Genomic DNA, 26,150 nt, shown 5'->3' with positions numbered 1-26,150 from the left:
GCTCCGCAGGGTCGTACCGTTACCTGGTACGGCCCTGCTCCCGTTTGGAACCGCACATGCCCAGCACCACCGTCACCGAGCTGACGATCGGCGGGATGACCTGCGCCTCCTGCGCCGCCCGCATCGAGAAGAAGCTCAACCGGATGGACGGCGTCACCGCCACCGTCAACTACGCCACCGAGAAGGCGCATGTCGAACACGTGCCGGACGTCGGCGTCGACGAGCTGATCGCGACGGTCGTGAAGACCGGCTACACCGCCGAGGAGCCCCTCCCTCCGGTGCAGGACCCGGAGGAGCCCGAGGAGCCGGCGGACCCCGAGCTCGCCTCCCTCCGACAGCGGCTCACGGTCTCGGCGCTGCTCTCCGCGCCCGTGGTCCTGCTCGCCATGGTCCCCTCGCTCCAGTTCGACAACTGGCAGTGGCTGTCGCTCACCCTCGCCTCCCCCGTCGTCGTCTGGGGCGGCCTGCCCTTCCACCGGGCCGCCTGGACCAACCTGCGCCACGGCGCCGCCACCATGGACACCCTCGTCTCCGTCGGCACCCTCGCCGCCTACGGCTGGTCGCTCTGGGCCCTCTTCCTCGGCGACGCCGGCATGCCCGGCATGCGGCACGGCTTCGACCTCACCGCCGACCGCGCCCACGCCTCCTCCTCGATCTACCTGGAGGTCGCCGCCGGCGTCGTCACGTTCATCCTGCTCGGCCGCTACCTGGAGGCCCGCGCCAAACGCAAGGTGGGCGCGGCGCTGCGGGCCCTCATGGAACTCGGCGCCAAGGACGTGGCCGTACTGCGCGCCGGGACCGAGGTGCGGATCCCGGTCGCCGAGCTGCGGACCGGAGACCTCTTCGTCGTACGCCCCGGGGAGAAGATCGCCACCGACGGCACCGTCGCCGAGGGCGCGTCCGCCGTCGACGCCTCCCTGCTCACCGGCGAGTCGCTGCCCCTCGACGTCACCGAGGGCTCCACGGTCACCGGCGGCTGCGTCAACGTCTCGGGCCGGCTCGTCGTCCGGGCCACCGAGGTCGGCGCCGGCACCCGGCTCGCCCGGATGGCACGGCTCGTCGAGGACGCCCAGAACGGCAAGGCCGAGGTGCAGCGGCTCGCCGACCGCGTCTCCGCCGTCTTCGTCCCGGTGGTGCTGCTCATCGCGCTCGGCACCCTCGTCGCCTGGCTCCTCCTGACGGACGACCCGACCGCGGCCTTCACCGCCGCCGTCGCCGTCCTGATCATCGCCTGCCCCTGCGCCCTCGGACTCGCGACCCCGACCGCCCTCATGGTCGGCACCGGCCGCGGCGCCCAGCTCGGCATCCTGATCAAGGGCCCGGAGGTCCTGGAGTCCACCCGCCGCGTCGACACGGTCGTCCTCGACAAGACCGGGACGGTCACCACCGGCCGGATGCGGCTGACCGGCGTGCACGTGCACGGCGGACGGTACGGCACCGACTCCGCCGACGAGACCGAACTGCTGCGGCTCGCGGGCGCCCTCGAGCACTCCTCCGAACACCCGGTCGCCCGCGCGATCGCGGCCGGCGCCGCCGAGCGCTGTGGAGAGCTCCCCACACCGAAGACCTTCGAGAACGTGCCCGGCCTCGGCGTCCGAGGCTCCGTCGACGGCCGGCTCGTCCTCGTCGGGCGCGCCGCCCTGCTCACGGGCGAGGGCGTCGAGGCCCCCGCGACGACGGAGCCCGGCGCCGTGCACGTCGCCTGGGACGGGGTCGCCCGGGGCACCCTGACCGTCGCCGACACCGTCAAGGACACCAGCGCCGAGGCCGTCGCACGGCTGCGTGGCCTGGGCCTGCGCCCGGTGCTCCTCACCGGCGACCACCAGGCGGTCGCCGACGCCGTGGCGGCCGAGGTGGGCATCGACGAGGTGATCGCCGGAGTCCTCCCCGAGGAGAAGGCAGAGGTCGTACGCCGGCTCCAGGCGGAGGGCCGGACGGTCGCCATGGTGGGCGACGGGGTCAACGACGCCGCCGCGCTCGCCACCGCCGACCTCGGCCTGGCGATGGGGACGGGCACGGACGCCGCCATCGAGGCGAGCGACCTGACCCTGGTCCGGGGCGACCTGCGGGTCGCGGCCGACGCCATCCGGCTGGCCCGCCGGACCCTCGCGACGATCAAGGGAAACCTCGGGTGGGCCTTCGGCTACAACCTGGCGGCGCTCCCCCTCGCGGCCGCCGGACTCCTCAACCCGATGATCGCCGGCCTCGCCATGGCCTTTTCGTCCGTGTTCGTCGTATCCAACAGCCTTCGTCTCCGTCGCTTCACGTGATTTCACCTACACGTGACGCACAGGACCTTCACAAAGAGATCTAGATCACAGATATTGGGGGGTAACCATCTGGGCTGTTCGCGAGTCTAAGTGGGCGATGCCGAGAACGTCTTGGGGGACGTTCATGGAATGTCTTGGGGGACGTTCCAGGCAAGCGTTGGCCGGGGCACGTGCACCGGGGAGCTTTGAGCGGCCCTCCCGTACGTACCCCGGCAGACCGCATCGCGCCCCACCCGCGTAGCTTCTGCACACCCGCAGACGCCCGGCCCGGATCCCGTGGGGGGAATCCGCACCGGGAAAAGGGAAGCGCCCCGCCCGTCGACCCGTGGGGGGATCGACGGCGGGGCGCCTCTCGTTCTCTTCGAGGCCCGTTCGCCTCCGGGGCGCTGGAGCCGGTGTCGAGACGACGATCGTGCTCGACCCTCCTTCGTCGGGCCTGCGCGCGTTCGTCGTCTCGACACCGACGCGCCCCTTCGGCTCACTCGCCGGGCGCGTCGGGTGAGGTCCGCGTCAGCGGGCCTCGACCGGGACGAAGTCGCGGAGGACCTCGCCGGTGTAGATCTGGCGCGGGCGGCCGATGCGGGAGCCGGGCTCCTTGATCATCTCGTGCCACTGGGCGATCCAGCCGGGGAGGCGGCCGAGGGCGAAGAGGACCGTGAACATCTCGGTCGGGAAGCCCATGGCGCGGTAGATCAGACCCGTGTAGAAGTCCACGTTCGGGTAGAGGTTGCGCGAGACGAAGTACTCGTCGGAAAGCGCGTGCTCCTCCAGCTTGAGCGCGATGTCGAGCAGCTCGTCGGACTTGCCGAGGGCCGAGAGGACATCGTGCGCCGCCGCCTTGATGATCTTGGCGCGCGGGTCGAAGGACTTGTACACCCGGTGGCCGAAGCCCATCAGGCGGACGCCGTCCTCCTTGTTCTTCACCTTGCGGATGAAGGAGTCGACATCGCCGCCGTTGGCCTTGATGCCCTCGAGCATCTCCAGGACCGACTGGTTGGCGCCACCGTGCAGCGGGCCCCACAGGGCCGAGATGCCGGCCGAGATCGAGGCGAACATGTTCGCCTGCGAGGAGCCGACCAGACGCACGGTGGAGGTCGAGCAGTTCTGCTCGTGGTCCGCGTGCAGGATCAGCAGCTTGTCGAGCGCGTTGACGACGACCGGGTCCAGGTCGTACTCCTGCGCCGGGACCGAGAAGGTCATGCGCAGGAAGTTCTCGACGTACCCGAGGTCGTTGCGCGGGTAGACGAACGGGTGGCCGATCGACTTCTTGTACGCGTACGCCGCGATCGTCGGCAGCTTGGCGAGCAGCCGGATCGTGGAGAGGTGACGCTGCTCCTCGTCGAACGGGTTGTGGCTGTCCTGGTAGAAGGTGGACAGCGCGGAGACCACCGAGGACAGCATCGCCATCGGGTGGGCGTCCCGCGGGAAGCCGCGGAAGAAGTTCTTGACGTCCTCGTGGACGAGCGTGTGCTGCGTGATCTCGTTCTTGAAGGTCGCCAGTTCGTCGACCTTGGGCAGCTCACCGTTGATCAGCAGGTACGCCACCTCAAGGAAGGTGGAGCGCTCCGCAAGCTGCTCGATGGGGTAGCCGCGGTACCGCAGAATGCCCTGCTCACCGTCGAGGTAGGTGATCGCGGATTTATAGGCGGCGGTGTTGCCGTATCCGCTGTCCAGGGTGACCAGTCCGGTCTGGGCTCGGAGTTTCCCGATGTCGAAGCCCTTGTCGCCGACGGTGCTCTCGACCACCGGGTAGGTGTATTCACCGTCCGCGTACCGCAGTACTACAGAGTTGTCGCTCACGTCATCCCTCACCGACGTAGTGCCTCTTCTTCGAGGTGCCCTGACTGTCTCTACCATCCCCCATTTGGCTCAGGAGAGTGCACTCGGGGTCGCTCATTGGGCCATTCGGCGGCACTCAGTGCCGCCAACCTACACATCCTGCCCCCTTCGCCCCGGTTCCGGTAGCCCCCGTGATCTTTCACACGAGGGACTCCCCTGTGAGCCGGTGGGCCAGTGCGGTAAAGCGCCTGCCCGCGGAGACCGTACGCACCGCCTGGGCGATCGCCCGGCGGGAGCCGACCAGCACGACCAGCTTCCGGGCCCGGGTCACGGCCGTGTAGAGCAGGTTCCGCTGGAGCATCATCCAGGCGCTCATGGTGACCGGAATCACCACCGCCGGATACTCGCTGCCCTGCGAGCGGTGGATGGTGACCGCGTACGCGTGCGCGAGTTCGTCCAACTCGTCGAAGTCGTACGGCACCTCCTCGTCCTCGTCCGTCCGCACGGTCAGCCGCTGTTCGACGGTGTCCAGCTCCGTGACGACGCCGACCGTGCCGTTGAAGACCCCGTTGGCCCCCTTCTCGTAGTTGTTGCGAATCTGGGTGACCTTGTCGCCGACCCGGAAGACCCGGCCCCCGAACCGCTTCTCCGCGAGGTCCGGACGGGCCGGCGTGATCGCCTGCTGGAGCAGGCCGTTGAGCGAGCCCGCGCCCGCCGGGCCGCGGTGCATGGGGGCGAGGACCTGGACGTCCCGGCGGGGGTCGAGGCCGAACTTCGCCGGGATCCGGCGGGCGGCGACGTCCACGGCGACCCGGGCGGCGTCCTCGGTCTCCTCCTCGACGAACAGGAAGAAGTCCGGCAGGCCCTGAGTGAGGGGCGGGGTACCGGCGTTGATCCGGTGGGCGTTGGTGACCACCCCGGACTGCTGCGCCTGCCGGAAGATCCGGGTCAGCCGCACGGCCGGTACGGGGCTGCCGGGGGCCAGCAGGTCGCCGAGGACCTCACCGGCGCCGACCGACGGCAGCTGGTCGACGTCTCCCACGAGCAGCAGGTGGGCACCCGGTGCCACCGCCTTGACCAGCTTGTTCGCCAGCAGGAGGTCGAGCATGGAGGCCTCGTCGACGACGACCAGGTCGGCGTCGAGGGGCCGGTCCCCGTCGTAGGCCGCGTCACCGCCCGGCTTCAGCTCCAGGAGCCGGTGGACGGTGGAGGCCTCGGCGCCCGTCAGCTCGGCGAGCCGCTTGGCGGCCCGGCCGGTCGGCGCCGCGAGCACCACCTTGGCCTTCTTCGCCCGCGCCAGCTCCACGATCGAACGGACCGTGAAGGACTTGCCGCAGCCCGGGCCGCCCGTCAGGACCGCGACCTTCCGGGTCAGCGCGAGCCGTACCGCCTCCTCCTGCTCGGGCGCCAGCGAGGCCCCGGTGCGGTCGGCGAGCCACGCCAGCGCCTTGTCCCAGGCCACGTCCCGGAAGGCCGGCATGCGGTCCTCCTCCGTCCGCAGCAGCCGTCGCAGCCGGCCCGCGAGCGACAGCTCGGCCCGGTGGAACGGCACCAGGAACACGGCGGTCACCGGCGTCCCCTCGGGGCCGGGCACCACCTCCCGTACGACCCCCTCGGGGTCCTCCGCGAGCTCGGCGAGGCACTCGATGACCAGGCCCGTGTCGACCTGGAGGAGCTTCACCCCGTCGGCGATCAGCCGCTCCTCGGGCAGGAAGCAGTGGCCCTGGTCGGTCGACTGCGACAGGGCGTACTGCAGGCCGGCCTTCACCCGGTCCGGGCTGTCGTGCGGGATGCCGACGGCCTGGGCGATCTTGTCGGCGGTGAGGAAGCCGATGCCCCAGACGTCGGCGGCGAGCCGGTACGGCTGGTTCCGCACGACGGAGATCGATGCGTCCCCGTACTTCTTGTAGATGCGCACCGCGATCGAGGTGGAGACGCCGACCCCCTGGAGGAAGACCATCACCTCCTTGATCGCCTTCTGTTCCTCCCAGGCGGCCGTGATCTTCTTCGTCCGCTTCGGGCCGAGCCCGGGGACCTCGATCAGCCGCGCGGGCGACTCCTCGAGGATGTCGAGGGTGTCGAGCCCGAAGTGCTGCGTGATGCGGTCGGCGAAGACGGGCCCGATGCCCTTCACGAGACCCGACCCCAGATACCGGCGGATGCCCTGGATGGTGGCGGGCAGGAGCGTCGTGTAGTTGTCGACGGTGAACTGCTTCCCGTACTGCGGATGGGAGCCCCAGCGCCCCTCCATCCGCAGCGACTCCCCCGGCTGGGCGCCCAGCAGCGCCCCGACCACCGTCAGCAGGTCCCCGGCCCCCCTGCCCGTGTCGACCCGGGCGACCGTGTACCCGCTCTCCTCGTTGGCATAGGTGATCCGCTCCAGGACCCCTTCGACCACCGCCGGCCCGCGACCCTCGTTCGACATACACCGACCGTAGCGAAGGCCTCGGACACCGGTGCCGGGTACCTGTGGACGCCCCTCCCCCGGGGTGCCGGGAAACGGGATGAACCGTAGCGTTTCCGCCATGGCTGACTCTTCATTCCAGGACGAGGTCCTGACCGAACTCGGCGACGACCGGCTCCAGGAGATCGCCGGGCTCGTCGGCACGGACGCCGCCGGGGCCCGGGAGCTCGTGGGCGGTTCGGTCGCGGAGCTCTCCGGCGAACTGCGCCAGGCCGCGTCCGAGCCGAGCAGCGCGGACGAGGTCCGCGCCGCCGTCGACGAGGTGACCTCGCCCGAGCCGCCCCTCCAGGGCGTCGCCACCCTCGGCGGCCTGGTGAGTGGCGGACTGATGGCCGGCGTGCTCGCCAAGCTCGCCAAACCGGCCGCGAAGGCCGTCGCCAAGCGCACCGGCCTCCCCCCTGCGACGGTCGACCGCGCCGTCGACATCCTCGTCCCGGTGGTCCTCGCCGCCCTCACCAAGCGCGCCGCCACGAAGAAGGGAGGCGGCCTGGGCGACCTGCTGGGCGGCGGCACGAAGAAGTAGCACCGCGGGAAACGTCCCCCGACTACCGTGTATGAAATGTGGGCCTTCCTCCCGCATGGAACACAGGGAGGTCGATCATGGCAGTGACCAACGTCGACGTGGACGACGACGTGCTCGCCGAGGCCGCGCGACTGCTCGGCACGACCACGAAGAAGGACACCATCAACACGGCGCTGGAAGAGGTCATAAGGCGTCACCGCCGCCGCGCCGCCTTCCAGCGCCTCGCGGAGCGTGGCGCGCGGGGGGAGCTGGAGGCCACACGCCGGCACTGGGAGGACCGTAAGGCCGCCCAGCGCGGCGGGAACCCCGAGTGATCACCTACCTCGTCGACACGAGCGCGTACGTCCACCTCGGCACCGATCCGGCGGCGCAGCGACGCTGGGAAGCGGAGATCGAGACCGGCGCCATCGGCATGTGCGAGGCCACCCGGGCGGAGATCCTGTTCAGCGCCACCAGTGCTGACGACCGCGACGAGATCGACGAGGACCTCTCCGCCATGTTCGCGGCCGTCCGCGTTCCGAAGGGCGCGTGGCGATGGGTGGAATCCGCCCAGTACAAGCTGACGCGGAAGGGTCAGCACAGGGCCGCGGGGGTGGTGGACCTCCTGCTGTGCGCCACGGCCGTCCATCACGGCCTGACCCTCCTGCACGGGGACAACGACTTCGCCACGGCCGCCCGCGTCCTCAAGGAAGTCGAACAACAGGACGTGCGGCACCCGGGCGGGTGACCCGGTCGCCCGCCCGGGGTCAGACGGCCAGGAACGCCTCCAGGGTCTCCTCCAGGACCTCGACGCCGTCCCTCGCCCACAGGTCGTCGTTGAAGAGTTCCACCTCGACCGGGCCCGTGTAGCCGGCCTTGTCCAGGAGGTCGGCCCAGGCGCGGAGGTCGATGGCGCCGGTGCCCAACTGGCCGCGGCCGTTGAGGACTCCGGCCGGGAGCGGGGTGGTCCAGTCGGCGAGCTGGAAGGAGTGGACGCGGCCGGCGGCGCCCGCGCGTTCCACGGCGGCCGGGGCCCGGTCGTCCCACCACAGGTGGTAGGTGTCGACGGTGACGCCGACCTGGGATGCCGGGAAGTGCTCGGCGATCTCCAGGGCCTGGTCGAGGGTGGAGACCGCGCACCGGTCGGAGGCGTACATCGGGTGGAGGGGCTCGATGGCGAGGCGGACGCCGCGCTCCCCGGCGTAGGGGGCGAGGGCGCCGATGGCCTCGGTGATGCGGGCCCGGGCCGAGGGGAGGTCGGGGCAGGCGGGGGTGAGGCCGCCGGAGACCAGGACGAGGGTGTCGGTGCCGAGCGTCACGGCCTCGTCTATCGCCGCGCGGTTCTCCGCCTCCCAGCCGTCCGAGGTGAAGAAGCCGCCCCGGCAGAGGGTGGTGACGGTGAGGCCCGCGTCCCGTACCAGGTCGGCGGCGGCCTCCAACCCGTACTCCCGGACCGGTTCGCGCCACAGCCCGACGCCCGGGACGCCGAGCCGGACGCACTGGGCGACCAGCTCGGGCAGGGCCAGCTGCTTGACCGTCATCTGGTTGATGCCGAAGCGGTCGAGGTTCACTGCGGGACTCCGTACACGGTGAGGAGCGAGCGCATCCGGGACTCCGCGCGGGCCGGGTCCGGGAACAGGCCGAGGCCGTCGGCGAGTTCGTAGGCGCGGGCGAGGTGCGGGAGGGAGCGGGCGGACTGGAGGCCGCCGACCATCGCGAAGTGGTCCTGGTGGCCGGCCAGCCAGGCGAGGAACACCACGCCCGTCTTGTAGAAGCGGGTGGGGGTCTCGAAGAGGTGCCGGGAGAGGGCGACGGTGGGGTCGAGGATCTTGCGGAAGCCGTCGACGTCACCGGTGTCCAGCGTCCTGACCGCCTCGGCCGCCAGCGGGCCCAGGGGGTCGAAGATGCCGAGCAGCGCGTGGCTGAAGCCCTGTTCGTCCCCGGCGATCAGCTCCGGGTAGTGGAAGTCGTCGCCCGTGTAGCAGCGGACGCCCTCGGGGAGGCGGCGGCGCAGGGCGACCTCGCGGCCGGCGTCGAGGAGGGAGACCTTGATGCCGTCGACCTTGTCGGGGTGGGCCGCGATCACCTCCAGGAAGGTCTCGGTGGCGGCGTCGAGGTCCGCCGAGCCCCAGTACCCCTCCAGGGCGGGGTCGAACATCGGGCCCAGCCAGTGCAGGACCACCGGTTCGCTCGCCTGGCGGAGGAGGTGGCCGTAGACGTCGAGGTAGTCGTCCCGGTCCTCGGCCGCGGCGGCGAGCGCGCGGGAGGCCATCAGGATCGCCTGGGAGCCGGTCTCCTCGACGAGCGCGAGCTGCTCCTCGTACGCCTCGCGGACCGCCACCAGGTCGGCGGGGCCGGTGAGTTGGTCGGTGCCGACGCCGCAGGCGATCCGGCCGCCGACGGCCTTCGCCTCGGCGGCCGAGCGGCGGATCAGCTCGGCCGCCCCGGCCCAGTCGAGGCCCATCCCGCGCTGCGCGGTGTCCATGGCCTCGGCGACCCCGAGGCCGTGGGACCAGAGGTGGCGGCGGAAGGCGAGGGTGGCGTCCCAGTCGACGGCGGCGGGGCCGTCGGGGGTGGTGTCGGCGTACGGGTCGGCGACGACGTGCGCGGCGGAGAAGACCGTACGGGAGGCCGGCGGGCCGGCCGTGGAGGTCGAGAGGGGCTCCGTGCGCGGGGTGTACGCGCGCGTGGAGCCGTCGGGAAGCGGCAGGCGGACCGTCACAGGGAGACCTCCGGGACGTCGAGGCGGCGGCCCTCGGCCGCGGACCTCAGGCCCAGCTCGGCGAGCTGGACGCCGCGGGCGCCCGCGAGCAGGTCCCAGTGGTACGGCTCGTCGAGGGCGACGTGCCGCAGGAACAGCTCCCACTGGGCCTTGAAGCCGTTGTCGAACTCGGCGTTGTCGGGCACCTCCTGCCACTGGTCGCGGAAGGACTCGGTGGCGGGGATGTCGGGGTTCCAGACCGGCTTGGGGGTGGCCGAGCGGTGCTGGACACGGCAGCCGCGCAGGCCGGCGACGGCGGAGCCGTGGGTGCCGTCGACCTGGAACTCGACGAGCTCGTCGCGGTTGACGCGGACCGTCCAGGAGGAGTTGATCTGGGCGATGGCACCGCCCTCCAGCCGGAAGATGCCGTACGCGGCGTCGTCGGCGGTGGCGGCGTACGGCTTGCCCTGCTCGTCCCAGCGCTGCGGGACGTGCGTGGCGACCTGCGCGGTGACGCTGGTGACCCGGCCGAAGAGCTCGTGGAGCACGTACTCCCAGTGCGGGAACATGTCGACGACGATGCCTCCGCCGTCCTCGGCGCGGTAGTTCCAGCTGGGGCGCTGGGCGTCCTGCCAGTCGCCCTCGAAGACCCAGTAGCCGAACTCGCCGCGCACGGACAGGATCTCGCCGAAGAAGCCGCCGTCGATGAGCCGCTTGAGCTTGAGCAGGCCCGGCAGGAACAGCTTGTCCTGGACGACGCCGTGCTTGATGCCCTTCGCCTCGGCGCGCCGGGCGAGTTCGAGGGCGCCGGCGAGGTCGGCGGCGGTGGGCTTCTCGGTGTAGACGTGCTTTCCGGCGTCGATGGCCTTGGTGAGGGCGTCGACGCGGGCGGAGGTGACCTGGGCGTCGAAGTAGACGTCGACGGTGTCGTCGGCGAGCACGGCGTCGAGGTCGGTCGACCACTCGGTGAGGCCGTGGCGCTCGGCGAGGGCGCGGAGGGCGTGTTCGCGGCGGCCGACGAGGACCGGCTCGGGCCAGAGCGTCTCGCCGTTGCCGAGGTCGAGGCCGCCCTGTTCGCGCAGCGCGAGGATCGAGCGGACGAGGTGCTGGCGGTAGCCCATGCGCCCGGTGACGCCGTTCATGGCGATGCGGACTGTCCTGCGTGTCACGAGAGGTTCCTCTCCCCGGTGCTCCGCGCCCTCGGAAGAAAGCGCTTTCTATCGAGGATGACGCTAGCCTGCCGACATCACCGTCGACAAGGGCCCCGGAGGTACGCACACGATGACCGTCACCCTGGCGGACGTGGCCGCTCGCGCCCGGGTCTCCCCCGCGACCGTCTCCCGCGTCCTGAACGGCAACTACCCGGTCGCCGCCTCGACCCGGGAGCGGGTGCTGCGGGCCGTCGACGAGCTGGACTACGTCCTCAACGGCCCCGCCAGCTCCCTCGCGGCCGCCACGTCCGACCTGGTCGGAGTGCTGGTCAACGACATCGCCGACCCCTTCTTCGGGATCATGGCGAGCGCGGCGCAGAGCGCGATCGGCGAGAGCGCGTCGGGGCGGGCCGGCGGGCAGAAGCTCGCCGTCGTCTGCAACACCGGCGGCTCCCCCGAGCGCGAACTCACCTACCTCACCCTGCTCCAGCGGCAGCGCGCCGCCGCCGTGATCCTCATGGGCGGCTCCCTGGAGGACCCGGAGCACCTCGCGGCCACGGCGGGCAAGCTGGCCAAGCTCGCCGAGGCAGGGACCCGGGTCGTGCTGTGCGGACGGCCGCCGGTGCCCGGCGACGCCCACGCGGCGGCCCTCGTCTTCGACAACCGCACCGGGGCGCGGCGCCTCGCCGAGCACCTGCTCGGCCTCGGGCACCGGCGCATCGGCTACGTGGCCGGGCCCGCCGACCGCACGACGACCCGGCACCGCCTCGAAGGCCACCGCGAGGCGCTCGCCGCGGCGGGTGTCGCCGAGGGCCCGACCGTGCACGGCCCCTACGACCGCCGCTCGGGTCACGAGGCGACCGCCGAACTCCTCGCCCGCGACCCGTCCCTCACCGCCGTCGTCGCCGCCAACGACACCGTGGCGCTCGGCGTCTGCGCCGCCCTCCGCGAGCGCGGCCTCTCCATCCCCGGCGACGTCTCCGTCGCCGGCTTCGACGACCTCCCCTTCTCCATCGACGCCGTTCCCGCCCTCACCACCGTCCGCCTCCCCCTCCACGAGGCGGGCGTCCGCGCCGGCCGCCTCGCCATGGGCACCGAGGAGGCCCCGGCCGGCGGCCGGGACACGGTCCCGGCGGAGCTGCTGGTACGGGGATCGACGGCGCCCCCGCGGGGGTGAGCGGGCGGACGCGCCGCCGGGATGCGGGCACGGGCGGGCACCCGAGCCGCGGGCACGGGCGGGCGGACGCACCCAGGGGGCGCCTCGCCGATCGGGTTTGATCGGCGAGGCACCCCCTGGAGGCCGGGGGGCCGAACGGAGGGACGATCCCGCCGGGCCCTCATATGTACCGCTTGACGGCTTTTCATGTGGTTAGCCTGGCGGCATGGGTACGCGTGTCATGGGGCGGGCCGCCGGACGGCACGGCTCGGGCTCTCGGCCGAGGAGCCGATCGGCGCCGGGGCCCGCTACGAGCCGGCTGGGCCGGTCGTCCTCGCGTCCGCATGGGTGCCGGTGACGGGCGCGGTCAGGCCGGTCGCGGCGAGGACGGCTTCGACGGTCTCCTCGACGGTCTGGTCCGCGTTGTCGATCCAGACGCCCTCGCCGGAGAGTTCGGCGCGCATGGCCTCGTCCAGGAAGGCCCAGTTCGTCGTCAGCTTCTTGTGGCGGGCGTTGTTGCGCTCCCAGGCCTTGTCGGGGCCGGGGGCGAGGATCACCACGTGGAGCGGGACGGCCTTGACGTGGGCGCGGTAGAAGTCCAGGTGGGAGCGGCGCACGACCACGTCGTCGAGGACGGGCAGGAAGCCCGCCGAGGCGAAGCTGTCCGCGAGCAGGCAGCCGTTGCGGGCGCGCAGCAGGATCTGGCGGTCCGCCTCGGGGTCGCCGTCCGGAGTCGGCCAGTGGCACCCCTGGACGATCAGCTCCTGGAGGTCGTCGACCTCGATGTGCGCGGAGCGGGCGAAGCGGGCCGCGAGGGCCGCCGCGACGGTCGACTTTCCGCTGCCGGGGATGCCGGCGAGCAGGACGGCGCCGGGGGCGGGCTCGGGGGTGTCGACGGTGATGCGCTCGAAGGTCATGCGCGCCTTTCCTCGCTGGTGGGACGCGACGAAGGTACGGTCACCGGGCCCCGGGCGCCAGCGAATTGCCGGCGGTCCGCGGTACCGGCGGTGCGGCGGGCGGGCGTGGCGCCGCCGACGGCGATTCCTGCGCGGGTCCTTGACCTGGCAGTTACTTTCGGGCTATCCGTGACACCTTGGAAGTTTCCTTCATCCACGCACGGCCGGAAGGAGCAGCAGTGCACCACCGCGCCCCCGCCCCCTCCCGACGCACCCTTCTCACGGTGACCGCCGCGGCCGCCGCGGCGGCCGTCACGGGAGTCACCGCCCCCGTGGCCCACGCGGACGCCGACGACCGGAGGCTCCGGCGGATCATCGACCGGATGTCCCTGGAGGAGAAGGTCGGCCAGCTCTTCGTGATGCGGGTGTACGGCCACTCCGCGACCGCGCCGGACCAGGCCGACATCGACTCCAACCTCGCGGAGATCGGTGTCCGCACGGCCGCCGAACTCGTCGAGCGCTATCACGTCGGCGGTGTCATCTACTTCGCCTGGGCCCACAACACCCGCGACCCGCACCAGATCGCGGAGCTCTCCAACGGCATCCAGCAGGCCGCGCTGGCCCAGCCCACCCCGATCCCGGTGCTGATCTCCACCGACCAGGAGCACGGCATCGTCTGCCGGGTCGGCGAGCCCGCCACCCTGGTGCCCGGTGCGATGGCCCTCGGCGCCGGCGGATCGCACGCGGACGCCCGCAAGGCCGCGCAGATCGCGGGCGCCGAACTCGCGGCCGTCGGCATCCGGCAGAACTACGCGCCGGTCGCCGACGTGAACGTCAACCCGGCCAACCCGGTCATCGGGGTCCGCTCGTTCGGATCCGACCCGCAGGCCGTCGCCGGCCTGGTGGCCGCGCAGGTGAAGGGGTACCAGCGCGCCGGCGTCGCGGCCACCTCCAAGCACTTCCCGGGACACGGCGACACCGCCGTCGACAGCCACTACGGCCTGCCGACGATCACCCACACCCGGGAGCAGTGGGCCGAGCTCGACGCCCCGCCGTTCCGGTCCGCGATCGCCGCCGGCATCGACTCGATCATGACCGCGCACATCGTGGTGCCCGCCCTGGACCCCAGCGAGGATCCGGCGACCCTGTCCCGGCCCATCCTCACCGGCATCCTGCGCGAACGGCTCGGCTACGACGGCGTGGTGGTGACCGACTCGCTCGCCATGGAGGGGGTGCGCACCAAGTACGGCGACGAACGCGTCCCGGTCCTCGCGCTCAAGGCCGGCGTCGACCAGCTCCTCAACCCGCCCAGGCTCGACGTGGCCTGGAACGCGGTCCTGAAGGCGGTCCGGGACGGCGAACTGACGGAGGCCCGGCTCGACGAATCGATCCTGCGCATCCTGCGGCTCAAGTCCCGGCTGGGCCTGCTCCGGCGGGCGTACGTCACCCGGGCCGGCGTCGACCGGGTCGTCGGCACCGCCGCCCACCTCGCGGCGGCGGACCGGATCGCCGAGGCGACCACGACCCTGCTCCTCAACGAGGACGACTTCCTGCCGCTGAGCCCGGCCGCCCACCCCTCGGTCCTCGTCGTCGGCGCCGACCCCGCCTCGCCCTCCGGTACGACCGGGCCGCCGACCACCACGCTCGCGACCGCCCTCACCGAGCTGGGCTTCACCGCGACCGCGCTCTCCACCGGGATCACCCCGAGCGCCGCGAAGATCGACGAGGCGGTGGCCGCGGCGGCCGGCAAGGACGTGGTCCTCGTCGGCACCTACAACGTGTCGGCGACCAGCCCCCAACGCACGCTCGTCGCCCGGCTCGTCGCCACCGGGGTGCCCGTCGTCACCGTCGCGATCCGCAACCCGTACGACGTCGCTCGGATCGCCGGGCAGCGGGCGAGCCTCGCGTCGTACTCCTGGACCGATGTCGAACTCCGGGCCGCCGTGCGGGTCCTCGCCGGTCGCGCCCGCCCCCTCGGGCGCCTCCCGGTGCCGGTCCAGGACGCGGCCGACCCGACGAAGGTCCTGTACCCGGTGGGCCACGGCCTGTCGTACCGCTGACACGACGGTGGGGTGCGTCCACCGGACGCACCCCACCCTCCGCGACGGACCGACGGACGTCGGTTACGGCCGCAGGCCGTGCTCGCGGGTCGTGTCCTCGTCGACGGGGGCGTCGAGGCGGGCGTCGAAGCGCGCGAGCGGCTGCGCCGCCTGCACCGCCGGGGCGGAGAGGCCGGCCCAGGCGAGGATGCGCGCGGTGGCGTTCTCGCGCTCGGCGTCGACGAGCCCGGCGACGTTGGCCCCGTGGTTGGCACCGGGAGCGACGTAGACGTAGCTGTCGCGCGCCCCCTTGCCGAGGCGGAACTTCTCGGCGCCCCACGGGTCGTTCTCGCCGTAGACGAAGAGCATGTGGTTCGCGTTCTTGCGGACCCAGTCGTCGACGTCGCGCATGACCTGCGGCTTGAACTTCATGGGGATCTCGCGCGGCACGAAGCTGCCGGCCGGCTGGTAGCCGTAGCGGCTCAGGCCGTCGAGGTGGGGCTGCTTGATGGTGGGCGAGCCGAGCTCGGTGGCCGCCTGGTAGTAGTACGGCGTGTAGTACTCCAGGCCCTGGTCGGAGTAGGCGGACCAGCCGGAGTAGGCGTCGATCGTCTCGTAGACGGCGTCGTCGCCGGCGGTCGCCGCGACCGGGATCTGGTCGCAGACGTCCTGGCCGTAGTACTGCCAGAAGCCCCACACGAAGTCGAGGACGACGGCCTCGTAGGCCTTGTCGAGCGAGCCGAGCGTGTTGAAGGTGGCGCCCTCGGACTCGGCCCAGGCCTGGAACTTCTTCTGCAGCGGCGCGCGGCGGACGAGCGCCTCGCGCTGCAGGTCGTTCAGGCGGTCGCGGCAGTCCTTGGTGCCGACGTTCTCGAAGAACCGGTCGTAGGCCGAGTCCTCCTTGTTGACCACGTCGTTCGGGGCGACGTACGCGACGACGCCGTCCATGTCGCGCGGGAAGAAGCGCTCGTAGTAGGTGGCGGTCATGCCGCCCTTGGAGCCGCCGGTGGAGATCCAGTTCTTGGGGTAGATCTTCTTCAGTGCCGCGAAGATCCGGTGCTGGTCGTTGGCCGCCTGCCAGATGTCCAGCTTGGACCAGTCGGCGGGCTGCGGACGCGACGGCGTGAAGAAGCGGTACTCCATGGAGACCTGGTTGCCGTCGATGATCCGGGTCGGCTCGGTCCGGCTCGGCGTGGTGCTCAGGCCGTATCCGCTGGTGCGGAAGACGGTGGGGCGGCCGGTGTCCTTGTGGAGGAGCGAGAGCCGCTGCTTGAACGTGCCCGCCCACGGGCGGTGGTGGTCGATCGGCTGGACGTACTCCAGGACGAAGTAGCGGTAGCCGGCGTACGGCTTCTCCTCGATCAGGCTCATCCCGGGGATCGCCAGGATGCGGTCCTTGATGTCCGTGCCCTGCGAGTCGGCGACGGCCGTGGTGTCGGTCTCCGTGTCCGCGGCGGTAGCCACGCCCGTCGAACCGACGGTGCCTATGAGCACCGACAGCGACACCAGCCATCCGAGCGACTTGCGCATTCGTCCTCCCCTTGGTTCACAACGGTGTCGCGAACCTAGCGGGGGCAACGTGTGGACCGCCAGACCCAGTTGGTCCTTACTCTTGGACTTTCCTTCACATCAGCACAGGATCCAGCCCGTGGCCGTGCTCTTTCCGGCCACCGCGCCGTACACCCGGACGCAGCGGTTGAGGGCGTGGACGGTGACGGGCCCGGCCTGCCGGTCGAACCGCCCGGACTTGACGGCGGGTCGGCCGCCGCGCGGCTGGAGGGAGACGGTCATCGGGCGGCGGACGCCGGGCCGCTTGGCCACGGTGACGGCGCAGACGTAGTGCCGGGTCCTGTACACCCGCACCTCGCCGGTGGGGAACGCGTAGGTCCTGGTGGGCCGTCCGCGGCAGACGGAAGCGGCGTCCGCCGTCCCGTCGCCGGGGCCCGGTCCCGGCAGCACGATCAGCGCGAGGGCGGCGAGGAGCGGCGCCAGCACACGCGCGAGCACGCGGCCGCGCCCCCGTCGGCAGCCGCGCCGGCCCGTGGCCGTCGGGTCCGTGGTCATGCACTCCCCTCCCGGGTGAATCGCCGTACTGGCATACGGCCGTACGACGCACCACACGCCGGAATGGTTGCCTCCGACGGCACGGGAGGGACGGCCGAGGCCGGAAAGAGCGGCCTCTCCCGCGCGCGAAAGGCCCGCCGAACAGCCCGGACGGCTACGACCCCGCCCGGCGGCGACGACACCGCGGCCGACCGGAAAGAGGTCTCCGCCGAACGCCCCGGAAAGCGCCACGCCCCGGAAAGCGCCGCGGCCGACCGGGAGGGCCGGCCGGCCGGGCGCGGATCCCGCCGGGGGTCAGACGCGCTCGGGCTCGGCCTCGCCGATGAAGGTGCTCCAGAGGGACGTGTAGCGCCCGCCGAGAGCGAGCAGTTCGTCGTGGGTGCCGTCCTCGGCGACCCGGCCGTGGTCCATGACGATCACCCGGTCGGCGCGGGCCGCCGTGGTGAGGCGGTGGGCGACGACGAGGGTCGTGCGGCGGCCGGCGAGGCGGTCGGTGGCGTGGTTGACCTGGGCCTCGGTGGCGAGGTCGAGGGCGGCCGTGGCCTCGTCGAGGAGCAGGATGTCCGGGTCGACGAGTTCGGCGCGGGCGAGGGCGACGAGCTGGCGCTGACCGGCCGACAGGTTGCGGCCGCGCTCGGCGACCTCGTGGAGGTAGCCGCCGTCGAGCGTGGCGATCATGTCGTGGGCGCCGACGGCGCGGGCCGCCGCCTCGACCTCGGCGTCGGTCGCCCCGGGACGGCCGTACGCGATGGCGTCGCGGATCGTCCCGGCGAAGAGGTACGACTCCTGCGGGACGACGCCGAGCCGGTGGCGGTACGCGGTGAGGTCCAGGTCCCGCAGGTCGGTGCCGTCGGCGGTGACCCGGCCGCCCGTCGGGTCGTAGAACCGCGCGACCAGCTTGACGAGGGTGGACTTGCCCGCGCCGGTCTCGCCGACGAAGGCGACGGTCTGCCCGGCGGGGATGCGCAGGTCGATGCCGGAGAGCGCCTCCTCGCCCGCGTCGGCTGAGCCGTAGCCGAAGGACACGTCCTCGAAGGCGATCTCGCCGCGCAGCGCGGGGACGTCCAGGGGCGCGTCCGCGGCGGCCGTCGACGTCGGCTCCTGGAGCAGCTCCCGCATCCGCTTCAGCGAGACGGAGGCCTGCTGGTAGCCGTCGAAGACCTGGGAGAGCTGCTGCACGGGGGCGAAGAAGAGGTCGATGTAGAGGAGGTAGGCGACGAGGGCGCCGGTGGTGAGCGTGCCCGCCTCGATGCGGTTCGCGCCGACGATCATGACGGCGGCGGCGGCCGCCGAGGACAGCAGCGTGACGAACGGGAAGTAGACCGAGATCAGCCACTGGCCCCGGACGCGCGCCGCGCGGTACTCCTCGCTGCGGGCGCCGAACCGGTCGGCCACGGACCGCTCGCGGCGGAAGGCCTGCACGATCCGGAGGCCGGAGACGGACTCCTGGAGGTCGGCGTTGACGATGCTGATCCGGTCGCGCGCCAGCTCGTACGCCCGCACGCTCGACCGGCGGAAGAAGTAGGTGGCGACCGCGAGGACCGGCAGGGTCGCGAAGACGACCAGGGCGAGCTGGAGGTCGAGCACGAGCAGCGCGACCATGATCCCGAAGAAGGTCACGACGGAGACGAAGGCGGTGACCAGGCCCGTCTGGAGGAAGGTGGACAGGGCGTCCACGTCCGTGGTCATCCGGGTCATGATCCGGCCGGTGAGCTCGCGCTCGTAGTAGTCCAGGCCGAGCCGCTGGAGCTGGGCGAAGATCTTGAGGCGCAGCGCGTAGAGGACCCGCTCGCCGGTGCGGCCGGTCATGCGGGTCTCGGCGGTCTGCGCGACCCATTGCACGAGCACCGTGACCAGGGCGAGCGCGGAGGCCGCCCAGACGGCGCCGATCGCGAGCCGGTTCACGCCCTCGTCGATGCCGTGCCGGATCAGGACCGGCAGCAGCAGGCCCGCGCCGGCGTCGAGCGCGACGAGGCCGAGGCTGATGAGCAGCGGGAGGCCGAAGCCGCGGAGCAGCCTGCGCAGCCCGTAGGCGTCCTCGGGGGAGACGGCCCGGGCCTCGTCGATGCCGGGGATGTCGGTGGCGGGCGGCAGGGCGGCGACGGCGGCGAGCAGCTCGGGGGTGGCGCCGGGCGCCGGGCTCTCCCGGTCGGCGTCCCCGTCCCGTACCCACAGGGCGGGGGTGATGCCCCGCTCGGCGTCGAACTCGGCGTCCAGTTCGGCCCGCAGGGTGCGGGCCTCGGGCAGCTCGGCGGGCGTCGCCGTACGGCCGGTCGCGACCGCTTCGGGCTCGCTCCGCCGCGCTCCGCCTTCGCTGGGCTCGAAGAAGTCCGCGGAGCCGAATCCGGGGTCGGTGAGGAGGCGCCGGTAGAGCTCCGAGCGCTCCTCCAGCTCGTCGTGGGTGCCGATGTCGGAGAGCCGGCCGCCGTCGAGGACGGCGATCCGGTCGGCGAGGCCGAGGGTGGAGCGGCGGTGGGCGATGAGCAGGGTCGTACGGCCCGCCATCACCGACTTCAGGGCCTCGTGGATCTCGTGCTCGACCTTGGCGTCGACGGCGGAGGTGGCGTCGTCGAGGAGGAGCAGCCGGGGGTCGGCGAGGATCGCGCGGGCCAGCGCGAGGCGCTGGCGCTGGCCGCCGGAGAGGGTGAGGCCGTGCTCGCCGACCTTGGTGTCGTACCCGTCGGGCAGCTCGGCGATGAACCGGTCCGCCTGGGCGGCGCGGGCGGCGTTCTCGATCTGTTCCCGGGTGGCGTCCGGGACGCCGTACGCGATGTTGGCGCGGACGGTGTCGGAGAAGAGGAACGAGTCCTCGGGCACGAGTCCGATGGCGGCGCGCAGCGAGTCGAGGGTGAGCTCGCGGACGTCGTGGCCGCCGACGAGGACGGCGCCGTGGGTCACGTCGTAGAAGCGGGGCAGGAGGAGCGAGACGGTCGACTTGCCGGAGCCGGAGGCGCCGACGACGGCGACGGTCTCGCCGGGCCTGATGTCCAGGGAGAAGCCGTCGAGGACGGGGGTGCCGTCCTGGTAGGCGAAGGACACGTCGTCGAACTCGACGGTGGCGGGGGCGTCGGCCGGGAGCTCCCTGGTGCCGTCCGCTATGACGGGCTCGGTGTCGATGAGCTCGCCGACCCGCTCGACGCCGGCGCGGGCCTGCTGGGCGACGGTGAGGACCACGGCGAGCATCCGGACCGGGCCGACGAGCGAGGCCAGGTAGGAGGAGAAGGCGACGAAGGTGCCGAGGGTGATCTGCCCGCGGTAGGCGAGCCAGCCGCCGAGGGCGAGGACGGCGACCTGGCCGAGGGCGGGGACGGCCTGGAGGGCCGGGGTGTACCTGGAGTTCAGCCGGATCGTCCGCAGGCGCCCGGCGAACAGCTTCCGTCCGGCCTCCCGGATCTTCCCGGTCTCCTGGTCCTCCTGCCCGAAGCCCTTCACGACCCGGACGCCGGTCACGGCTCCGTCGACGACTCCGGCGACGGCCGCGGCCTGCTGCTGCGCGTACCAGGTGGCCGGGTGGAGGCGGGCGCGGCTGCGCTTGGCGATGAACCACAGGGCGGGGGCGACGGCGAGCGCGACCAGGGTGAGGGGGAGCGACAGCCAGGCCATCACGGCCAGCGAGATGAAGAACAGCAGGAAGTTCCCGATGGTCATCGGGAGCATGAACAGCAGGCCCTGGATCAGCTGGAGGTCGCTGGTGGCCCGTCCCACGACCTGCCCCGTGGACAGTTCGTCCTGGCGGCGCCCGTCGAGCCGGGTGATCGTGCGGTACATGTCGGTGCGCAGGTCGTGCTGGATGTCGAGGGCGAGGCGGCCCCCGTAGTACCGGCGGACGTACGTCAGGAGGTAGACGACGATCGCGGCGCCTATCAGGAGTCCGGTCCACACCGCGAGGTCCCGGGTCTTCGTCCCGATCACGTCGTCGATGATCACCTTGGTCACCAGGGGCACCAGCGCCAGCACGGCCATGCCCGCCAGCGACGACCCGAGCGCCAGGAGCGTGTTCGTCTTGTACCGCCACGCGTACCCGGCGAGCCTCCGGGCCCACCCCCGCCGCCGCATGTCCGCCGGCTCCCGTTCCGTCGCCTGCTTCTGCCCCACCGCCGCCACGTGGCGCCTCCCGTCGTCCTGCTCTACCGGAAGGGCCAACGCCACCGACGTGCCATTTCATCCCCCCGCAACAAACCCGGGCCGGAAGTCGGACACACCTAGGTCCCGGGTCCTGGTACCCGGGACCTATGCGGGGCGCAGGGGACTAGAAGGGACCGGGCAGGGTCACGGAGATGCCGTTGCCGGTGTCCGTGACGACCACGTTGCTCCACACCAGGCTCATCGGAGGACTGCACTTGGGCTGGAAGGTGGCGGTGACGGTGACGGAGAAGTTGGCCTTGCCGTTCTGGACGGGGAAGGTGCCGCCGCCGCCGGTGGACTGCTTGTTGCCGGCGCTGGGGTCGTTGCCGCCGCGGTTGACGCACTGCGCGTCAGCGGTGACGGATATGTTCACGGACTGCTGGTTGCCGAGCCCGGCTTCCTTGCCCTTGACGGTCAGGCTGCTGCCGGAGGCCGTCGCGGTCGGGGTGCCGACGAAGTGAGCGCTCACCGCGCCGGCGGTCGGGGCGAGGAATCCGACGAGGCCGAGGGCCACGGAAGCGGGGAGGAGCACAGCGGAATGACGTCGCATGACGGGTCACCTCTCAGGGGAACGAACGCCGTCGTCGCGCGGAGTGCGCCGCTGTCCGCAGGATGCCCCCAGGATATGCCCGGGGGCGCCGCGCCGCGGGTTCAGAGGTGGGTCGGTTCGAACATGCGGAGGAGGGCCGGGAGGAGGACGAGGGAGGGGCCGGGGGTGGCGAGGGCTTCGGCGAGGTCGGTGGCGAGGGTGTCCGGGGTGGTGCGGACGGCGGGGACGCCGAAGGACTCGGCGAGGGCGACGAAGTCGGGGCGGGTGAGTTCGGTGCCGGTGGCCGCGCCGTAGGCGTCGGTCATGTACTCGCGGAGGATGCCGTAGCCGCCGTCGTCGACGACCAGCCAGGTCACGTCGAGGCCGTACTGCTTCGCCGTGGCCAGCTCGGCGATGGAGTACATCGCGCCGCCGTCGCCGGAGACGGCGAGGACCGGCTGCGAGGGGTCGGCGACGGCCGCGCCGAGGGCGGCGGGGAAGGCGTAGCCGAGGCCGCCGGCGCCCTGGGCGGAGTGCATGGTGTTCGGGTGCCGGGCGTCGAAGGCCGACCAGGCCCAGTACGCCAGGATCGTCATGTCCCAGAAGCTGGGGGCCCGGGCCGGGAGCGCCTCGCGGACGGCCGCGACGACCTGCTGTTCCAGGTCGAGGCCCTGGGCGGCGATCCGCTCGCGGACCTTGCCGAGGACGGCCGAGACCCGTTCGGGGGCGGTCGGGTCGGTGCGCTCGCGGGCCGTCTCCAGGAGGGCCTGGAGGGCGACGCGGGCGTCCGCGTGGATGCCGAGCGCCGGGTGGTTGGACTCCAGCTTCCCGGCGTCGGCCTCGATCTGGATCACCCGGCCGCGCGGGGCGAACGTGTGGTAGTTCGAGGACAGCTCGCCGAGCCCGGAGCCGACGACGAGGAGGACGTCGGCGTCCTCCAGGAAGTCGGTGGTGTGCCGGTCCTCCAGCCAGGACTGGAGCGACAGCGGATGCTTCCAGGGGAACGCGCCCTTGCCGCCGAAGGTCGTGACGACGGGTGCGTCGATCAGCTCCGCGAGGGCGCGGAGCTTGCCGGAGGCGTCGGAGCGCACGACCCCGCCGCCCGCGATGATCGCCGGCCGCTCCGCCTTCGACAGCAGGTCCGCGGCGACCGCCGTGAGCTCGGGGCGCGGCACGATGTCCTCGGGCGTCGCGTCCATCGCCGTCACCACGGGCAGGAGGGTCTCGGCGGTGAGCACGTCCTGCGGGATCTCGACCCACACCGGCCCGTGCGGGGCCGTCAGCGCCGACTCCCAGGCCGCCGCGATCGCGGACGGGATCTGGGACTGCGTACGGGCCGTGTGCACGGACTTCACGACGTCCCGGAACGACGCCTGCTGGTCGCGCAGCTCGTGCAGGTAGCCGTGGCGTCCGCCGCCGAGCCCGGCCACCGGGATCTGGCTGCCGATCGCGAGGACCGGCGCCGAGGCCGCCGCCGCCTCCTGGAGGGCGGCGAGCGACATCAGCGCGCCGGGTCCGGTGGACAGCAGCAGCGGGGCCGCCTCGCCGGTGACGCGGCCGTAGGCGTCGGCGGCGAAGCCCGCGTTGTTCTCCGTCCGGAGGCCCACGTACCGCAGCGAGGAGCGGCGCAGCGCGTCGAACATGCCGAGCGCGTGCTGGCCGGGGAGGCCGAAGACCGTCGTCGCGCCCAGACCCGACAGGGTCTCGATGACGAGGTCACCGCCGGTGCGGCCCTTCGGCGGGTCGAGCGCGGCGGCGGTCTGCGCCTCCGTGGGTCGCAGCACGAGGTCGTGGTCGTGGGTCATGGGGTCCCTCTGGGCGTGGCTCGACGATCGGGTGCGGCCCGGTGGTCGGGTCGTGCCCACCCGTTCCGCCCTGCGGAACGTATGCCCACGACCCGACCGGCGTCACATCGAGGTGCGGCTCGCCGCGATCTGGCGGCTCATGATCGTCGTCAGCTCGTACGCGGTGTGGGACGCGGCGACCGCGGTGATCTCGGCGTGGTCGTAGGCCGGGGCGACCTCGACGACGTCGGCGGAGACGAGGTTGCAGGAGGAGAGGCCGCGCAGGATCTCCAGGAGCTCGCGGGAGGTCATGCCGCCGGCCTCGGGGGTGCCGGTGCCGGGCGCGTGGGCCGGGTCGAGGCAGTCGATGTCGATGGAGATGTACAGCGGGCGGTCGCCGATGCGCTGGCGGAGCTGGTCGGCGACCTCGTCGGCGCCGCGGCGGTAGATGTCGGCCGAGGTGACGATGCCGAAGCCCATCTTCTCGTCGTCGGTGAGGTCCTGCTTGCCGTAGAGCGGGCCGCGGGTGCCGACGTGGGAGAGGGCGGAGGTGTCGAGGATGCCCTCCTCGACGGCGCGGCGGAACGGGGTGCCGTGGGTGTACTCGGCGCCGAAGTAGGTGTCCCAGGTGTCGAGGTGCGCGTCGAAGTGGAGCAGGGCGACGGGGCCGTGCTTCTTGGCGACGGAGCGGAGCAGCGGCAGGGCCACGGTGTGGTCGCCGCCCAGGGTCATCATGCGGGCGCCGGTGGCGAGCAGGTCGTCGGCGGCGGCCTCGATGGTCTCGACGGCCTCGTTGATGTTGAACGGGTTGGCCGCGATGTCGCCGGCGTCGGCGACCTGGGCGAGGGCGAACGGGGAGGCGTCCTGCGCCGGGTTGTAGGGGCGCAGGAGGCGGGAGGCCTCGCGGATGGCGTTGCCGCCGAAGCGGGCGCCGGGGCGGTAGGAGACGCCGCTGTCGAAGGGGATGCCGACCACGGCGACGTCGGCGGTGCCGACCTCGTCGAGCCGCGGCAGCCGGGCGAACGTCGCGGGACCGGCGTACCGCGGGATGCGGGACGAGTCGATCGGGCCGCGCGGGGTGTTCTGGTCGCTGCTGCTCATGGTCGGGGTCCTCCTGGGGGTGTCGGTCGGTCCGGCTCGACAGTAAGTGGCCCGAAAGGGACAGAGAAGTGTACGTTCCCTCCACTGTACGGACCGTGGATGTACGAAGGGGCCACTCCGATGACCGCACCGACCGGCCCGGAGCCCGGGCCCGGTTCCACTCCCCCCGCGCCGCCGGTGCCGCTCGCCGCGCTCCTCGCGCACCCGGACCTCGGCCTGCGGCTGCTCGCCGGGCCCGGCGACGTACCGCTGCACTGGGTGCACACCTCGGAGATGGCCGACCCCTATCCGTACCTGCTCGGCGGCGAACTGCTGATGACGGCGGGCGTACAGCTGGCCGACCCGGCGCACTACGTCGAGCGGGTGGTGGAGGCGGGCGCCGCGGCGCTCGCCTTCGGCGTGACGCCGGTGTACGACACGGTCCCGGCCGCGCTCGTCGAGGCCTGCGCGCGCCGCGGCCTCCCGCTGGTCGAGGTGCCGCCGAGGACCCCGTTCACGGCGGTCGCCCGGGCGCTGTGGCGGCTGATGGCGGAGGCCCGGCTGCGCGAGCTGCGCCGGGTCACCGAGGCCCAGCAGTCCCTCGCGACGGCCGCCGCCCGCCCGGCGCCCGTCCCGGCGGTGCTCGGCGCCCTCGCCTCCCGCCTCGGGGGGCGCGCGGTGCTCTTCGGCGCGGACGGCACGGAGGCGCTGGCCGCCGGCCGCGAGGTGCCGGCGGAGGCGGCCCGCGCCCTGCGGGAGCTGGCGGGCGTCCTCGGCCCGCGCCCGGGCGGTCCGGCCTCGGCGAGCGGGGACGGCGGCGGGCTGCGGCTCGCCGCGTACGCCCTCGGCGGCGGGGACGGCCTGACCCTCGGCGTGGCGACGGGCCACCGCGGCCCGGGCGACCACACGATCGTCGGCGTCGCCGTGGTGCTGCTGTCCCTCCTGACGGCCCCGCACCGGGGCGCCGACGCGGCCGTACGGGACGGCGCCCTGGTCCGGCTGCTGCTCGGCGCGGCCCCGGCGGAGGTCGCGGGCGCCCTGGGCCCGGGCCCCTGGACGGTGGTCCACGCCCGCGGCGGCGACGGCACCCCGTTCGCGGCGGCCTCGCTGGCCGCGGCGCTGGGGACACCGCTGGTGGACGCGGGCGGTACGGCTCCGGGGGGCGCGACCGGAGCCGTGCGCCTGCTCCTGCCCGCCTCCTCCCCCGTCACCGCTCAGTCCGGCTGGACGCTGGGGGTGGGCGTCCCCGCCGAGGCGGACGAGCTGTCGGCGGCCGACGCGCAAGCAGCGCGAGCCCTGCGGCGGGCGGAGGCCACCGGGGCGGATCTGGTGCGGCACCACCCGGGCGGGATCGCCGCCCTGGTGGACCCGGACGAGGCCGCCGCCCACGCGCGCACCCTCCTCGCCCCGCTGACCGGACCGCTCGCCGAGACCCTGCGCGTCTGGCTCTCGCTGCACGGCGGCTGGGACCGGACGGCCGCCGCGATGGACATCCACCGCAACACCGTCCGCCAGCGGATCGCCCGCTGCGCCGCGCTGCTGGGACGGGACCTGGACGATCCGGACGTGCGCATGGAGCTGTGGTTCGCGCTCAAGTCCCGGTGAGGGGC

The 26,150-nt window shown here is 72.8% G+C and carries 19 protein-coding genes; 7 read left to right on the top strand and 12 right to left on the bottom strand.

From position 1 onward, the window contains the following. Positions 1-56 precede the first annotated feature (56 nt). Positions 57-2,270 carry a heavy metal translocating P-type ATPase gene (locus tag OO54_RS21950; RefSeq protein ID WP_051787088.1) on the top strand — a complete coding sequence of 738 codons (2,214 nt, stop codon included), beginning with the start codon at positions 57-59 and terminating at the stop codon, positions 2,268-2,270. A 510-nt stretch (positions 2,271-2,780) separates the two neighbouring features. On the opposite strand, the gene OO54_RS21945 is transcribed toward OO54_RS21950, so the two are convergent. Continuing rightward, complete coding sequence (locus tag OO54_RS21945; RefSeq protein WP_026057844.1) at positions 2,781-4,070, bottom strand: citrate synthase; 1,290 nt, start codon at positions 4,068-4,070, stop codon at positions 2,781-2,783. Positions 4,071-4,248: 178 nt separating this feature from the next. Then, a complete protein-coding gene (recD2, locus tag OO54_RS21940; protein ID WP_033205534.1) occupies positions 4,249-6,474 on the bottom strand; it encodes an SF1B family DNA helicase RecD2 in 2,226 nt (741 codons plus the stop codon). Between the two features lie 100 nt (positions 6,475-6,574). On the opposite strand from recD2, the gene OO54_RS21935 reads away from it, so the two are divergent. The 3 genes from OO54_RS21935 (at position 6,575) to OO54_RS21925 (ending at position 7,763) form a co-directional block, all read left to right on the top strand. Continuing rightward, positions 6,575-7,036: a DUF937 domain-containing protein gene (locus tag OO54_RS21935; RefSeq protein WP_033205531.1), complete on the top strand. Its 462-nt coding sequence runs from the start codon at positions 6,575-6,577 to the stop codon at positions 7,034-7,036. A gap of 77 nt (positions 7,037-7,113) precedes the next feature. Continuing rightward, a complete protein-coding gene (locus OO54_RS21930; RefSeq protein WP_033205528.1) occupies positions 7,114-7,350 on the top strand; it encodes a type II toxin-antitoxin system VapB family antitoxin in 237 nt (78 codons plus the stop codon). Next, the gene (locus OO54_RS21925) at positions 7,347-7,763 is read left to right on the top strand and encodes a PIN domain nuclease (RefSeq protein ID WP_033205526.1); all 417 of its coding nucleotides are present in this window, start codon (positions 7,347-7,349) and stop codon (positions 7,761-7,763) included. The genes OO54_RS21930 and OO54_RS21925 overlap by 4 nt, the downstream gene beginning before the upstream one ends. Before the next feature lie 19 nt (positions 7,764-7,782). On the opposite strand, the gene OO54_RS21920 is transcribed toward OO54_RS21925, so the two are convergent. Genes OO54_RS21920 through OO54_RS21910 form a run of 3 tightly spaced genes read right to left on the bottom strand, consistent with a single transcriptional unit; the run spans position 7,783 to position 10,885 of the window. Further along, entirely contained in the window at positions 7,783-8,556 is a 774-nt protein-coding gene (locus tag OO54_RS21920; protein WP_051787099.1) for a sugar phosphate isomerase/epimerase family protein, read from the bottom strand. A 26-nt stretch (positions 8,557-8,582) separates the two neighbouring features. Continuing rightward, positions 8,583-9,737, bottom strand: coding sequence for a dihydrodipicolinate synthase family protein (locus OO54_RS21915; protein ID WP_033205521.1), 1,155 nt, complete (start codon positions 9,735-9,737; stop codon positions 8,583-8,585). Then, positions 9,734-10,885: a Gfo/Idh/MocA family protein gene (locus OO54_RS21910; RefSeq protein WP_033205518.1), complete on the bottom strand. Its 1,152-nt coding sequence runs from the start codon at positions 10,883-10,885 to the stop codon at positions 9,734-9,736. The genes OO54_RS21915 and OO54_RS21910 overlap by 4 nt, the downstream gene beginning before the upstream one ends. A 112-nt stretch (positions 10,886-10,997) precedes the next feature. Here OO54_RS21910 and OO54_RS21905 point away from each other — a divergent pair, with 112 nt between their 5' ends. Beyond that, on the top strand, positions 10,998-12,044 hold the full coding sequence (locus OO54_RS21905) for a LacI family DNA-binding transcriptional regulator (RefSeq protein WP_033205516.1): 1,047 nt from the start codon (positions 10,998-11,000) through the stop codon (positions 12,042-12,044). A gap of 287 nt (positions 12,045-12,331) precedes the next feature. Here the strand turns inward: OO54_RS21905 and OO54_RS21900 are convergent, their stop codons facing one another. Continuing rightward, positions 12,332-12,940, bottom strand: coding sequence for an AAA family ATPase (locus OO54_RS21900; protein WP_033205513.1), 609 nt, complete (start codon positions 12,938-12,940; stop codon positions 12,332-12,334). A gap of 218 nt (positions 12,941-13,158) precedes the next feature. On the opposite strand from OO54_RS21900, the gene OO54_RS21895 reads away from it, so the two are divergent. Continuing rightward, positions 13,159-14,979: a glycoside hydrolase family 3 protein gene (locus OO54_RS21895; RefSeq protein ID WP_033205510.1), complete on the top strand. Its 1,821-nt coding sequence runs from the start codon at positions 13,159-13,161 to the stop codon at positions 14,977-14,979. A 63-nt stretch (positions 14,980-15,042) separates the two neighbouring features. On the opposite strand, the gene OO54_RS21890 is transcribed toward OO54_RS21895, so the two are convergent. The 6 genes from OO54_RS21890 to speB all read right to left on the bottom strand — a co-directional run bounded on the left by OO54_RS21890 (position 15,043) and on the right by speB (position 24,561). Beyond that, entirely contained in the window at positions 15,043-16,488 is a 1,446-nt protein-coding gene (locus tag OO54_RS21890) for an alpha/beta hydrolase family protein (RefSeq protein WP_033205508.1), read from the bottom strand. A 99-nt stretch (positions 16,489-16,587) separates the two neighbouring features. Next, positions 16,588-17,022, bottom strand: coding sequence for a hypothetical protein (locus OO54_RS21885; RefSeq protein ID WP_051787087.1), 435 nt, complete (start codon positions 17,020-17,022; stop codon positions 16,588-16,590). Positions 17,023-17,316: 294 nt separating this feature from the next. Then, positions 17,317-21,078, bottom strand: coding sequence for an ABC transporter ATP-binding protein (locus OO54_RS21880; protein ID WP_033205704.1), 3,762 nt, complete (start codon positions 21,076-21,078; stop codon positions 17,317-17,319). Between the two features lie 193 nt (positions 21,079-21,271). Beyond that, positions 21,272-21,697 (bottom strand): hypothetical protein, encoded by a 426-nt coding sequence (locus tag OO54_RS21875; RefSeq protein ID WP_157856501.1) that lies wholly within the window; start codon positions 21,695-21,697, stop codon positions 21,272-21,274. 101 nt (positions 21,698-21,798) lie between these two features. Then, entirely contained in the window at positions 21,799-23,481 is a 1,683-nt protein-coding gene (locus tag OO54_RS21870; RefSeq protein ID WP_033205504.1) for a thiamine pyrophosphate-binding protein, read from the bottom strand. 102 nt (positions 23,482-23,583) lie between these two features. Beyond that, positions 23,584-24,561, bottom strand: coding sequence for an agmatinase (gene speB, locus OO54_RS21865; RefSeq protein ID WP_017237185.1), 978 nt, complete (start codon positions 24,559-24,561; stop codon positions 23,584-23,586). Between the two features lie 120 nt (positions 24,562-24,681). Between speB and OO54_RS21860 the strand changes: the two genes are divergently transcribed. Next, the gene (locus OO54_RS21860) at positions 24,682-26,145 is read left to right on the top strand and encodes a PucR family transcriptional regulator (protein ID WP_051787098.1); all 1,464 of its coding nucleotides are present in this window, start codon (positions 24,682-24,684) and stop codon (positions 26,143-26,145) included. Positions 26,146-26,150 lie beyond the last annotated feature (5 nt).

Origin of the sequence: Streptomyces wedmorensis (assembly GCF_000716445.1) — a bacterium.
Classification (GTDB): domain Bacteria; phylum Actinomycetota; class Actinomycetes; order Streptomycetales; family Streptomycetaceae; genus Streptomyces; species Streptomyces wedmorensis.
This window is presented reverse-complemented; position numbering and strand designations above follow the sequence as displayed.